Annotated in this window: 10 protein-coding genes; 4 read left to right on the top strand and 6 right to left on the bottom strand. The window is 62.7% G+C overall.

From position 1 onward, the window contains the following. The first annotated feature begins 126 nt into the window (after positions 1-126). The gene (locus NKI18_RS25215; protein ID WP_352455643.1) at positions 127-426 is read left to right on the top strand and encodes a DUF3572 domain-containing protein; all 300 of its coding nucleotides are present in this window, start codon (positions 127-129) and stop codon (positions 424-426) included. A 185-nt stretch (positions 427-611) separates the two neighbouring features. On the opposite strand, the gene NKI18_RS25210 is transcribed toward NKI18_RS25215, so the two are convergent. Together NKI18_RS25210 and NKI18_RS25205 are read right to left on the bottom strand one after the other, a co-directional pair. Further along, on the bottom strand, positions 612-1,952 hold the full coding sequence (locus NKI18_RS25210; protein ID WP_352619863.1) for a hypothetical protein: 1,341 nt from the start codon (positions 1,950-1,952) through the stop codon (positions 612-614). Positions 1,953-2,254: 302 nt separating this feature from the next. Further along, positions 2,255-2,830, bottom strand: coding sequence for a GNAT family N-acetyltransferase (locus NKI18_RS25205; RefSeq protein ID WP_352455641.1), 576 nt, complete (start codon positions 2,828-2,830; stop codon positions 2,255-2,257). 68 nt (positions 2,831-2,898) lie between these two features. Here NKI18_RS25205 and NKI18_RS25200 point away from each other — a divergent pair, with 68 nt between their 5' ends. Both NKI18_RS25200 and NKI18_RS25195 read left to right on the top strand, forming a co-directional pair. Continuing rightward, positions 2,899-4,227 (top strand): DNA polymerase IV, encoded by a 1,329-nt coding sequence (locus NKI18_RS25200; protein ID WP_352574945.1) that lies wholly within the window; start codon positions 2,899-2,901, stop codon positions 4,225-4,227. A 248-nt stretch (positions 4,228-4,475) separates the two neighbouring features. Then, positions 4,476-4,763 (top strand): GIY-YIG nuclease family protein, encoded by a 288-nt coding sequence (locus NKI18_RS25195; protein ID WP_352570211.1) that lies wholly within the window; start codon positions 4,476-4,478, stop codon positions 4,761-4,763. 656 nt (positions 4,764-5,419) lie between these two features. On the opposite strand, the gene NKI18_RS25190 is transcribed toward NKI18_RS25195, so the two are convergent. Continuing rightward, positions 5,420-5,926 carry a hypothetical protein gene (locus NKI18_RS25190; RefSeq protein ID WP_352458806.1) on the bottom strand — a complete coding sequence of 169 codons (507 nt, stop codon included), beginning with the start codon at positions 5,924-5,926 and terminating at the stop codon, positions 5,420-5,422. A gap of 174 nt (positions 5,927-6,100) precedes the next feature. Between NKI18_RS25190 and NKI18_RS25185 the strand changes: the two genes are divergently transcribed. Next, positions 6,101-6,982 carry a DMT family transporter gene (locus NKI18_RS25185; RefSeq protein ID WP_352458805.1) on the top strand — a complete coding sequence of 294 codons (882 nt, stop codon included), beginning with the start codon at positions 6,101-6,103 and terminating at the stop codon, positions 6,980-6,982. Between the two features lie 14 nt (positions 6,983-6,996). Here the strand turns inward: NKI18_RS25185 and dnaE are convergent, their stop codons facing one another. From dnaE to NKI18_RS25170, 3 genes are all read right to left on the bottom strand, one after another. Further along, positions 6,997-10,524 (bottom strand): DNA polymerase III subunit alpha, encoded by a 3,528-nt coding sequence (dnaE, locus tag NKI18_RS25180; RefSeq protein ID WP_352619864.1) that lies wholly within the window; start codon positions 10,522-10,524, stop codon positions 6,997-6,999. A 609-nt stretch (positions 10,525-11,133) separates the two neighbouring features. After that, positions 11,134-13,146 (bottom strand): acetyl-CoA carboxylase biotin carboxylase subunit, encoded by a 2,013-nt coding sequence (locus tag NKI18_RS25175; RefSeq protein ID WP_352458803.1) that lies wholly within the window; start codon positions 13,144-13,146, stop codon positions 11,134-11,136. Positions 13,147-13,230: 84 nt separating this feature from the next. Next, the coding region (locus NKI18_RS25170) for a hypothetical protein (protein WP_353020850.1) at positions 13,231-13,447 on the bottom strand (217 nt) is incomplete at its 5' end.

Raw genomic sequence — 13,447 nt, 5'->3', positions numbered from 1 at the left:
TATGATTGACGAAACGGAAACCGGCCGCCCTAAAAGCGTTCGGATTCCAGGTCGGCGAGCTTGCTGCCGGCGACACTTGCCACTACTGCGAAAACAGAACGATTCCGCCCATGAAGGAAGGTAGCAATGGCAAACGCAGCGTCAATGCGCGAGGAAGCGGAAACGGTTGCCGTAAAGGCGTTGGGCTTCGTCGCCGCCGATCCGGAACTTCTGCCCCGCTTCCTGGCGATCACCGGCATCGAAGCCCATTCCATCCGCCGGGCGGCGGGCGAGCCGGGATTCCTGGCCGGCGTGCTGCAGTTCATCCTTGCCCACGAGCCGACGCTGATGCGTTTTTCCGAGGAGACCGGAACGCCGCCCGCCGCAGTCGGCAAGGCATTGCGGGCGCTGCCGCTCGGCGACGATAATCATGAGCATTCGATATAAGCGGCGATCCCGAGACAGATCGCCGCGCCGAAAATCGTGAGTGCACTCGGGCTTTGACGCCAGCCGCGTGTAGAGCAATTCCAGGAAAAGTGTGAAACGGTTTTCCGTCCGGAATTGCGCAAAAAACAAAGACATGGAGCGGTTCGGCGTTTCCGTGAAACGATGAACCGCTCCAAGCTCGGCACTTAGGGTTTCAACTTCGCCCCTGCCCCGCCATTGTCATTCTCGCCCGAGCCATGATCCGGAACAGTAGCCTCGCTTGGGTCCATGATGGGGTTGTCCTGAACGGCATCGGCCGGCTTCAGCATGGCGCCGTTGACCGTGACCGAACCGTCTGCCTTAGCGTTGACGACCCATTCCAGTCGACCATCCGGCAGTGCCTTGCCAAATCCTTTGACGGCGAGTGCGAACGGGAAATACTGCGCCGCTTCCGGCTCGGTCTTGGCCGCCGTTTGCAGAGCCTCCACAATCTTGTCATAGCCCGCGACATCGATGGTCATGCTCGCCTCGGGCTTCTTGCCGGGGAACGTCATTTCACCTTCCATCGCAATCTCGATGTTGCCGTTCTTGATCGTGCTGTGTCCGAGAATGGCCTTTGGCGTCTTGGCCAGGAAATCGGCGGAGATCTGGTTGCCGAAATCTGCCGGCAGCGGTGGATCCTTGCTGAAATCAAGGGTTTCGATGATTTTCTTCGCCATGCTGTCCAGATCGATGTTGGCGCCGCCGAAGTTGAGGTCGATATCCGTCGGCAGCAACGCAACGCTCCAGCTGGGCAGCACCTGCTGTGGTATTGTCAGGCCGGAAACCCTGAACGCGTAGTTGATCTTGCCGTCCTTGGCGATGCCGTCCATGCCGACGGCGGTATTCAGTTGCGTCGCACCGAACTTGCCCACCGGGCTCTCCACCACAAAGTCCTTGAAGCCGTAGGTGCCGTCGATCCGCTCCCACAATGGCAGTGCTGCCGTCAGAAGCGATTTGAACTCCGCCTCATCCGCCTTGAATTTGGCTGCATGATCAGTCGCCACGATGAAAGCAAGCAGGTCGAGCAGCGGCTTTGTCCGCAAACCCTTGCCGGTCGCATCCACCGCCGCGTGCGGCGATTTGACATTGTATGAGAATTTCAGACCGCTCTTGGGATCGTCCAGTCTGACGGTTTCGGCAAAGGCGGTCATTGTCTGTGAATACGCAAAATCTATGCCGCCATTCGCTGATTTCGTCGCGCTCATGCTGCCAGCGCCGCCATCCGCAGAGGCTTCCACATTCTGCAGCGGGCTTTTTACACTCATCGTGACGCCCGAAGTGGAACCCGAGGCGTTCACAAAGGCCGCCAGATCAGGGGCATAGATAGCGGTGAACTTGTTGTTTGAAATGGAAAAGTCGATGTGCTGCGGCCCCTCCGGACCGACGAAATCAACAGACCCCTTCGGGGACACGTCCGCCGAAACGTCCCACTGACCGTCTTTGCGTGGCTTGACCAAGATGAAGTAAGGCGTGACGTCGAACTTGAAGGCTTGCTGCTTTGCCATCAAATCCGTGACTGGCTTGAAGTCGAAAGCGAGCTTGTAGGCATCGCCGTCGACTGAAATTTTCACGAACCCGATATCGAACAGCTTCTTGCCGATGTAGTGCGCCAGATCGTCGGAAAGCTGCTTCGCGCCTTGCCTGTCGACCGCTTGGCCGAAGGCCGGTGCGCTGCAGGCAAGAAGCAAAACAAGTGGCAAAACGCGCTTCATGTCGATCCTCACTTAATCGCGGCCCTCAAGCCGTCATCACTGGTAGGCAAATACCATCGCAGCCGCAAGAGAAGGCCTATGTGTTGCGGCGGCTGTTACAGCACCAGCCGCACCAGCGGTCGGCCTGGCTTACGTTCGACCAACCGCTGGAACCCGGCCTTTTCGAAGACCCGCGACGAGCCGACGAACAGCCCGATCGAGCGCGAATCCTTCGATAGATCGATCGGGCAGGCTTCGATCAGCCGCGCGCCGTTCTGGCGGGCGAACTCGATGCCGCCCGCGACCAGACGGTGCGACACGCCCCTGCCCCGCGCCTTGGTCCGGATGAAGAAACAGGAGATCGCCCAGACACCCGGATCGCTGGCGTCGGCGGGGTCGATCGGCGCCGACCCCCTGCCCTGGTTGTTCCATTCGGGCACGTCGGCACGCGGGCCGATCTGCATCCAGCCGACCGCCTGGCCACCCTCGAAAGCCAACAGGCCGGGCGGCGGCCCGGCCTCGATCCGCGCCTTGATGTGGTCCTTGTTGCGTTCCCGGTTGCTCGCGCGGCGCGCTGCGGGCGACAGCCGGAAATGTGTGCACCAGCAGCCGTAGCAGGCGCCTTGCCTACCGAAAAGATCTTCGAAATCCGCCCAAAGCTCGGGCACTAGCGGCGCTATGGTCGTATTCATGAGCTCTCTCCCGGCCCACCGCCTTGTCGTGGCGTCCGTCCTGACGTACCATTGCATTTGTTCTCTTTATGTTCGCAGCGATGGCGGCCCCTGTCAACAATCCCGAACACGGTTTTTGCCGCGACTGCCTGAGTTTTCAGCGCAGCGAGGCACGCCGTTGCGAGCGCTGCGGCAGTCCACGGCTCGCCCGCCATCCGGAGCTCTACCGGCTGCGCCTTGCCCATATCGATTGCGACGCGTTCTACGCGGCGGTCGAAAAGCGCGACAACCCGGCGTTGAAGGACCGGCCATTGATCATCGGCGGCGGCAAGCGCGGCGTTGTCTCCACCGCATGCTACATTGCCCGCATCCACGGCGTGCGCTCGGCAATGCCGATGTTCAAGGCGCTCGAAGCCTGCCCGGAAGCGGTGGTCCTGCCGCCGGACATGGAAAAATACGTGCGCGTCGGCCGCGAGGTGCGCGCCATGATGCAGGCGCTGACGCCGCTGGTCGAGCCGCTCTCGATCGACGAGGCCTTTCTCGACCTCGCCGGCACCGAGCGCCTGCATGGCCTGCCGCCTGCGGTGGTGCTGGCGCGCTTCGCACTCGGCGTGGAAAAGGAGATCGGCATCACCGTTTCGGCCGGTCTTTCCTACTGCAAGTTCCTGGCCAAGGTGGCGTCGGACTTCCGCAAGCCGCGCGGCTTTTCGGTGATCGGCGAGGCCGAGTCTATCGGCTTCCTGGCCGAGCAGCCGGTGACGCTGATCTGGGGGGTCGGCAAGGCCTTTGCCGCCACGCTCGAGCGCGACGGCGTCCGCACCATCGGCCAGTTGCAGCGCATGGAACGTGGCGATCTGATGCGCCGCTACGGCGTCATGGGCGACCGGCTCTACCGGCTTTCGCGCGGCGAGGACGACCGTCGCGTCGTTCCCGACCAGGACGCGAAAAGCGTCTCGGCGGAAACCACTTTCGATACCGACATCGCCTCCGTCGACGAACTGGTTTCGGTGCTGAGGGCGCTGTCGGAAAAAGTCTCGGCCCGGCTGAAGAAATCCGGCATTGCCGGACGCACAGTCGTCCTCAAGCTGAAGACCCAGGATTTCAAGATCCGCACGCGCAATCGCCAACTCGGCGATCCGACCCGGCTGGCCGACCGCATCTTTCAGACCGGGCTCGAGCTGCTGCGCAAGGAAGCGGATGGCACGAAATACCGGCTGCTCGGCATTGGCGTCAGCGATCTCTCCGACGATGACCGGGCGGACCCGCCCGACCTGGTCGACGTCCAGTCACGCAAGCGCGCCATGGCCGAAGGCGCCATCGACACGCTGCGCGGCAAGTTCGGCCGCAGGGCGGTGGAAACCGGCTATACCTTCGGCAAGGGCCGCGATGCCCATCCGCCCGAACCGGTCGAGGACTAGTTCCTCTGCACAGAGGTTTTGGTTCTTTGACAGAGCCTGAAAGGGCTGTGGATGGGAGCCTGCCGATCGGGCTGCCAATCTCCAAGGTTGCGATTAGCGATAAGCCACCACGTCTTCGTCATCCCAGGGCGGAGCAGGAGCGAAGCGACGTCGCGGAGACCCTGGGATCCATGCCGTGACGTCAGCCGAAGAATACAGCGGCTCAGAACGGCGCTTGTATCCGCAACTGTGCCAGCTACCCTTCAGCCATGACCGGCTATACCTACATGACCGCGAGCCAGAAGCGCGGCACGATCTACATCGGCGTCACCAACGATCTCGGCCGCCGCATGCCGGAGCACAAATCCGGCCAAGGTTCGCGCTTCACCGGCCGCTACGGCGTGCAGCGCCTGGTCTGGTACGAGGAACATTTCGACATTCGTGACGCCATTCAGCGCGAGAAGTCGCTGAAGCGCTGGCCGCGGCAGTGGAAGATCGAGCTGATCGAGAAGACCAATCCAGAGTGGTTCGAGCTTTTTCGCGGAACGGGGTGGTAGTTCGGTTCTGGTCCGCAGGCGCACTGCCGCGTGGTAACGGCATGGATCCCAGGGTCTGCGCCGCGTCGCTTTGCTCCTTGCTCCGCCCTGGGATGACGAATTGGAGGGATGTTTCAGCCAATCTCCGAAGTTAGCGGTTTGCCACTGAAATTGGCCGCTGACAGAACTATCGACGGTTGCTGCCGATCGGCTTAGCGATTAGCGCAAACGCCCATCGCTTCGTCATCCTGGGGCGGAGCAAGGAGCGAAGCGACGCGGCGCAGACCCCTGGATCCATGCCGCGACATCAGAGCGCTGCCGCGGTGCGGAATTGTGCTCCGCTGCACTCTTCGGCTAAGGTTACCGCATGGATCCCAGGGTCTCCGCGACGGCGCTTCGCTCCTGCTTCGCCCAAGGATGACGAAGTTGGGGAAGTTTCGGCCGATCCCGAATGTTTATGATGGTCCAACGAAACGAACGATGAAATCTTGGCTGCCGATCGGCTTCCAACCCGTCAAGATCGCTGTGCCGGGACTGACTGCTGCCCACCCCGAGCCGTCTTTCGCGTCGGTACTAAGCGTCAGATTTTCACAACCAGACCATGATCCCGAACCGAAGGTCCGCGTACGCGAAAAGTGGAAACCGGTTTTCAAAAAGATCATGATCAAACAAGAAGATCACGTGCGCTGCAGATCGATCCGGGTGGTCACCACACTCTTCCCGGTTTTCGGATCGGTATCGACGACGATCAGCCGCATGCCATTCTCGCCGTTCTTCTCGACCGTCATTTGCGCCCTGCGATCACCATTGACCTCCTTGGCCCAACGGATGCCGAGATTGATTGCGTTGCCGGAGCGGCTGCCGCTCAATTGCGCCGGCCCGGTGCGCGATCCGACATAGGTGCCGGTGTATTTCGTCCCGCTCGATTTGAGATCGGCGCTGATGGCGCGCGTTACCACGATAAGACCGCGGCAGCTGCCGTCGAGCGATAGCGAGCTCGACGTTGCGTCGGAATTGAAATGACAGGAGACATTCACCGTCGGCGCATCGGTGGTCACCTTGACGATGCCTTTGCCGGCGAAATTCCCCTGGAATGAGCGAAGAAAATCCGGATCGTCGGCATGCGCTGCCCCGGCCCCGGCCGTCAGGCAGCCGGCAAGTACAAATCGTGCAAGTGATTTCATCGGACCGCTCCTCGTTGGTATCCAAAACACAGCACGCAAACACCGAGGGACCAACGCTCCCCTCAGCGGCGGGTTCCGGCTTCAACATCACTGTTTGCAACGCTGCACGGCTGGCCCAGTCGAATGCGTCGGCTAGCGGTTGCGATGAAAGCGCCGGCTTGCGACATAGCGCCCATGGCACCCGCACCCTCGATCCCCAAGGCCGCGTTCTGGATGGCGCTGTCGATCGCCTCGTTCCTTGCGATGTCGGTGGCCGGCCGCGCCACGACGGCAGAACTCAACGTCTTCCAGGTGCTCGAGCTGCGCTCGGTGATAGGCTTTTTCATCCTGCTGCCGCTGGTCATGATGTCAGGCGGTTTTCCGGCGATGCGCACCGGGCGTCCGCTGGCCCATATCGCCCGCAACGTCGTCCACTATACCGGCCAGGCTGCCTGGCTCTACGCCCTGACGCTGATCCCGCTTGCGGTGCTGATCTCGATCGAGTTCACGACGCCGATCTGGACCGCGCTGCTGGCGGTCGCTTTCCTCGGCGAAAGGCTGTCCCGGCCACGGCTTGCGGCGATCGTGCTCGGGCTGATCGGCGTGGTGATCATCGTGCGTCCGGGCGTCGGCGCGGTCAATCCGGGACATGTCATCGTGCTGGGAGCCGCGGTCTGCTTCGGCGTCTCGGTGGTCCTCGTCAAATCGCTGACGCGGACGGACAGCGTCGTGCGCATCATCTTCTGGATGCTGATCATCCAGTCGCTGCTTGGCCTCGTCCCGGCGCTTTACGAATGGCGCAACCCGCCGCTTGAGCTCTGGCCGTGGATCCTGCTCATCGCCTTCACCGGCATGTCGTCGCATTTCTGCATGGCCCGCGCACTTGTCTATGCCGATGCGACTGTCATCTCGCCAATGGACTTTTTGCGCGTGCCGCTGTCGGCGGTGATCGGATGGCTGCTCTATCATGAGCAGATCGACGCCTTCACCGCCGGTGGCGCCCTGCTGATCCTTATGGGAAATCTGCTCAACCTGCAGCGGAGGGCACCGCAACCGGCGGAGATCGCCGCTTCATAAGCGTGCGCTAACTCTTAGACCAGTTCCACCTCGACCACGCCCGGCACCGCCCGCATCGCCGACGCGATCTGAGGCGATACGCGGTAGCGGTTAGGCAACTCGATCTCGACCTCGCCCTCGCCGCCTTCCTTGATGACGATGATGCTCACCTGACTGTCGCCACGCTGGCCAAGCCGCGATTGGATTGTCGATGCCGGTGCGTCATTTCTGACGAAGATGCGCAACGCTTTCTGGATACGGCTTGCCTCTTCCTCCAACGACTGCACGGTCTGGATGCGCAGATTGACGCCTTCAGGCCTGTCCTCGGCCGAAACGGTGATCACCACCGAGCGGCCGGGTTCGAGCAAGTCGCGGTATTGCGCCAGCCCCTCGGAAAACAGCACCGCTTCATACTGGCCGGACGTGTCGGAGAACTGCACGACGCCCATCTTGTTGCCGGTGCGCGTCTTGCGCTCCTGCTTGGTGGTCACCGTGCCGGCGAGCCGGCCGGCGGCAGCACCGCGTTTGACGGCGGCCGAAAACTCGCCCCAGGTCTGCACCCGCATTTTCTGCAGCGCCGCCTTGTATTCGTCGAGCGGATGCGCGGAGAGATAGAACCCGACCACCTGGAATTCACGGTGCAGGCGGTCGGCGGCGAGCCAGGGATCGGTCGCCGGCAAGTTGAGCGCCTGCGACTGTGCGCCGAGCGAGGCGCCAAAGATGTCATGCTGGCCGGTGACGGCATTCTGCTGCGCCAGCGACGCCAGCCCCATCATCCGCTCGACGCCGGCCATCATCGCCGCGCGGTCATGACCAAAGCAGTCGAGCGCGCCGGCCATGATCAGGCTTTCGAAGACGCGCTTGCCGACGATCTTCGGATCGACCCTTTCACAGAAATCGGCGAGGCTCTTGAAGGGTTTTTCGCCGCGCGTGGCGACGATGTGCTCGACCGCCGCGTCGCCGACGCCCTTGAGCGCGGCCAGCGAATAGAAGATGCGGTTCTCGCCGACCTCGAAATCCCGGAACGACGTCATGACCGACGGCGCCACCACCTCGATGCCGAGGCGCAGCGCATCCTGGCGGAAATCGGCGAGCTTGTCCGTATTGCCCATGTCGAGCGTCATCGATGCCGCCAGGAATTCGACGGGGTAATGCGCCTTCAGATAGGCGGTCTGGTAGGAGACGACGGCATAGGCGGCGGCATGCGATTTGTTGAAACCGTAGTCGGCAAACTTTGCCAGCAGGTCGAAGATGAAGTCGGCTTGCGGCTTGCCGACGCCGCGCTCGACCGCGCCCGAAACAAAGCGCTCGCGCTGCTTGTCCATCTCGGCGCGGATCTTCTTGCCCATGGCGCGGCGCAGCAGATCGGCTTCGCCCAGCGAATAGCCGGAGAGCTCCTGCGCGATCTGCATCACCTGTTCCTGGTAGACGATGACGCCTTGCGTCTCCTTGACGAGATGGTCGATCTTCGGGTGGATCGACGCCATCTCCTCCTCGCCGTGCTTTCTGGCGTTGTAGGTCGGTATGTTCTCCATCGGCCCCGGCCGGTAGAGCGCGACCAGCGCGATAATGTCCTCGATACAGTCGGGCCGCATGCCGATCAGCGCCTTGCGCATGCCGGCACTTTCCACCTGGAACACGCCGACCACCTCGCCGCGCGACAGCATGGCGTAGGTTTCGGGGTCGTCGAGCGGAATGTGGGCAAGATCGATCTCGATGCCGCGGCGGCGGATCAGCTTGACGGCCCTGTCCAGCACCGTCAGCGTCTTCAGGCCAAGGAAGTCGAATTTCACCAGCCCGGCCTGCTCGACATATTTCATGTTGAACTGCGTGACCGGCATGTCCGAGCGCGGATCGCGGTACATCGGCACCAGCTCCGACAGCGGCCGGTCGCCGATGACGATGCCGGCGGCGTGCGTCGAGGCGTGCCGATAAAGACCTTCCAGTTTCTGCGCCGTATCGAGCAGCGTCTGCACGATCGGCTCACGCTCCGCCTCTTCGGCAAAGCGCGGCTCGTTGGCGATGGCGTCGGCGAGCTTGACCGGATTGGCCGGGTTCGACGGCACCATCTTGCTCAGCTTGTCGACCTGCCCGTAAGGCATTTGCAGCACGCGGCCGACGTCGCGCAGCACCGCGCGCGCCTGCAGCGTGCCGAAGGTGATGATCTGGCCAACCTGGTCGCGGCCGTATTTCTGTTGGACGTAGCGGATGACTTCCTCGCGCCGGTCCTGGCAGAAGTCGATGTCGAAGTCGGGCATCGACACGCGGTCGGGATTGAGGAAGCGCTCGAACAGCAGCGAAAAACGCAGTGGGTCGATGTCGGTGATGGTCGTGGCATAGGCGACCAGCGAGCCGGCGCCCGAACCGCGGCCCGGGCCGACCGGGATCCCTTGTGCCTTGGCCCATTTGATGAAGTCGGCAACGATCAGGAAATAGCCCGGATATTTCATCTTCTCGATGACGCCGAGCTCGAAATCCAGCCTTTCGCGATATTGCTCGACCGTGTAGCCCGGCGTCGGCCCGTGCGCCGCCAGCCGCGCCTCCAGCCCTTCATGCGCCTGCCTGGCAAGCTCCTGCGCCTCCGCCTTGACCGCAGCATCGGCGTCGGCGACATCGCGGCCGGCAAAGCGCGGCAGAATCGGATTGCGGGTCTTCGGGTAATACGAGCAGCGCAGCGCGATCTCGACGGTGTTGTCGATTGCTTCCGGCAGGTCGGCGAACAGCCTCGCCATATCGGCCTGGCTTCTCAGGAAGTGGTCGGGCGAAAGGCGGCGGCGATTGTCGGCCGCAACCACGGAACCTTCGGCGATGGCGATCAGGGCGTCATGCGCCTCATAGTCTTCACGAGAGAAGAAAAACGCCTCGTTGGTGGCAACCAGCGGCAGATCGTGGCGGTAGGCGAGATCGACCGACGACTGCTCGATGGCGCGGTCGTAGCCGGACACGCGCTCAAGCTCGACATAGAGCCGGTCGCCGAACAGGCCCTTGAGCGCCGAGAGCCGGGTCTCGGCGAGTTCGCGGCGATCCTGTTTCAAGGCAGTGCCGATCGGACCGCGCGGCCCGCCCGTAAGGCAGATCAGACCGTCGGTGTGGCCCTGCAGCATCTCGCTCGTCAGATGCACCGCTTCGCCGGGCGGTGTCTCGAGGTAGACGCGGCTGACCAGCCTGACCAGATTGCCGTAGCCGGCCTCGGTTGCGGCGATCAGGACGACCGGCCGCATCTCCGGTCCTTGCCGCCTGCGGTCGCGCTGGCTGTCGCTCGCCTCGCCGGAAAAGGCGAGGTCGATCTGGCAGCCGATGATCGGCTGGATGCCGTCCTTTACCGCCTTCTGGGCGAATTCCAGCGCGCCGAACAGATTGTTGGTGTCGGTGACGGCGATTGCCGGGCATTCGTCCTGCACCGCATGGCCGACGATCTTGCCGAGCTGCAAGGCACCTTCGAGCAGCGAATAGGCCGAATGCACGCGCAGATGAATGAACCGACGCGCCGCCGCCTCCGCCCGCGACGCCTTTGCATAGGCCTCGCGCAGCAAGGGATGGCGTGGAAGTCTCTCATCCGCCATGGTTTTTTCGCGCCGCCTCACAAGGACTCAGTCGATGAAGATGTATTGTCCGGCACCGGGTAACATGAGTCCAGCGGGAGTGATTGGAGCTTTGTGAACTTAGCAATCGCTTCCGCCGGCAGAAAGGCGCTGCCACCGAAGCTGCCAATCTCCCCCCTCGTGGGGGAGATGTCCGGCAGGACAGAGAGGGGCGCTGTCCCGCCGACGTCAGGCTGCAAATAAAAACCCGCCACTGCGGGCGGGTCGCTGGAGCCAATTAGCACCATACTCGAATTAGTAGCATAGCTGCCGGCACAAAGCAAGAACAAAATACGTTGTGACGGCAAAAAAGTGCGAATTCCTCACGGCCTCGCCTTGTCCCTCCTCAAGCGAGCATGCTCAACCAATTGCAAAGTCGCGTTCCTTCGCGCCCCCCTCTGTCCTGCCGGACATCTCCCCCTCTAGTGGGGAGATTGGCCATCATCTCGGCTTTCGCCAATTTCCAACGTTGCAGGAGCGAGCGAGGCGCCGAGGCTGCCAATCTCCCCCCTGGAGGGGGAGATGTCCGGCAGGACAGAGGGGGGCGCTGTCCCGCCAACTGCTGACGGGCGTCGAGGGCGGGTTTCAGCCTCACGCGAATTCCATGATCACCGCATCGACGGCAAGGCTGTCGCCTGGCCTGGCGTTGAGCTTCGAGACGATGAGATCGCGCTCGGCGCGCAACACGTTTTCCATCTTCATCGCCTCGACCACGGCCAGCGTCTCGCCGGCCTTGACCTCCTGCCCCTCGGCAACGGCGATCGATACGACGAGGCCGGGCATCGGGCAAAGCAGCATCTTCGAGGTATCCGGCGCCACGTTTTCCGGCATCAGCCGTTCGAGCTCGGCGGTGCGCGGCAGCATGGCGCGCGCCGTCACCGACATGCCTTTCCAGGCGATGCGGAACCCGTTCAGCACCGGCCTGACTTGCGCCGCGACCTTGCGGCCGCCGACTGTGCCGCGCCAGATGAGATCGCCCGGCCGCCAGTCGCATGCCACCGTCAGCGGTTTGCCGCCGTCGATTGTGAGGTCGAGCTCCATCGGAATGGAAATCATGCCTTCGACGATGGCAACCGAAAGATAATCCCGGCCGATCTTCACCACCCAATCGCGTTTCAAGGCACCCGAATGCGGCGCCAGCCGCCCGCCCAGCCGGTCGAGCCGGTCGCGGCGCAGCAGTTCGACCGCGGTTGCGATCGCGGCCAGCACCGCGTTTTCTTCGCTGTTCGGCACAATGGGCGCGAAGCCGTCGGGATACTCCTCGGCGATGAACGCCGTCGATAGCCGCCCTTCCCGCCAGCGCCGATGCTGCATCAGCGCCGCCAGGAACGGTATGTTGTGCTCGATGCCATCGACGACGAAACTGTCCAGCGCTTCCGACATCGCGTCGATCGCCGCCAGCCGTGTCGGCGCCCAGGTGCACAGCTTGGCGACCATCGGGTCGTAGAACATCGAGATTTCCGAGCCTTCGGTGACGCCGGTATCGTTGCGGATAACGACCTCGCCGAATTTTCCCTCTTCCGGCGGCCGGTATTTCATCAGCCTGCCGATCGACGGCAGAAAGTTGCGATACGGATCTTCGGCATAGAGGCGGCTTTCCACCGCCCAGCCGTTCAGCTTGACGTCGCTCTGCTTGATGGCGAGCTTTTCGCCGGCCGCCACGCGGATCATCTGCTCGACCAGGTCGATGCCGGTGACGAGCTCTGTCACCGGATGCTCGACCTGCAGTCGCGTGTTCATTTCCAGGAAATAGAAGTTTTTGTCGCTGTCGACGATGAACTCGACCGTGCCGGCGCTCTGGTAGTCGACGGCCTTGGCCAGCGCCACCGACTGCTCGCCCATGGCTTTGCGGGTCTTGGCGTCGAGGAACGGCGACGGCGCCTCCTCCACGACCTTCTGGTTGCGGCGCTGGATCGAGCATTCGCGCTCGCCGAGATAGAGCGTGTTGCCATGCGCGTCGGCGAGCACCTGGATTTCGATATGGCGCGGATCGACGATGAATTTTTCGATGAAGACGCGGTCATCGCCGAACGAGCTTTTGGCCTCCGACCGCGCCCGGTCGAAGCCGTCGCGCACCTCTGCCTTGCTCCAGGCGATGCGCATGCCCTTGCCGCCGCCGCCGGCCGAAGCCTTGATCATCACGGGATAGCCGATTTCGCCGGCTATTCTTTCGGCATGGGCGGCGCTTTCGACGACGCCGAGCCAGCCGGGCACCGTCGACACCTTGGCCGCGTTGGCGAACTTCTTCGATTCGATCTTGTCGCCCATCGCCTTGATGGCCTTGGGCTTCGGGCCGATGAAGACGATGCCTTGCTGCTCCAGCGCTTCGCAGAAGGATGCCCGCTCGGACAGGAAACCGTAGCCGGGATGCACGGCCTCTGCTCCTGTCGCCTTGCAGGCGGCGATGATCTTTTCCGCGACCAGATAACTTTGCGCAGCCGGCGAAGGCCCGATATGCACCGCCTCGTCGGCCATTTCGACATGCACGGCGTCGCGGTCGGCGTCGGAATAGACCGCGACGGTGGCGATGCCCATCTTGCGCGCCGTCTTGATCACGCGGCAGGCGATCTCGCCACGGTTGGCGACCAGGATCTTTGTGAACATGCAGGCCTCGTCCCTCGGCTGCCCTTCTTTTACGGGCTTCCCGTTTTATGGGCTTCAGGGGGCCGGTCAAGGCAAAGTCGGAGCCTATCCCGCATGCAAATCGGCGGGCGCCGACGAAAATCCGGGGTCAGAACGTCGCTTCGTGCATAGCGCAGAGCTGAATGGTAAGTTAAATCTAACCTGGATTGCAGACTGCCTTGGGAGGATTGCCTGATGAAAACGCGCGCCGCTGTCGCCGTCGCCGCCGGAAAGCCGCTGCAGATCATGGAGGTCGACCTCGAAGGTCCGCGTGATGGCGAGG

Source organism: Mesorhizobium sp. M0800 (assembly GCF_040320095.1).
Taxonomy (GTDB): domain Bacteria; phylum Pseudomonadota; class Alphaproteobacteria; order Rhizobiales; family Rhizobiaceae; genus Mesorhizobium.
The sequence above is the reverse complement of the archived record's forward strand: the minus strand, read 5'-3'. Positions and strand labels throughout refer to the sequence as shown.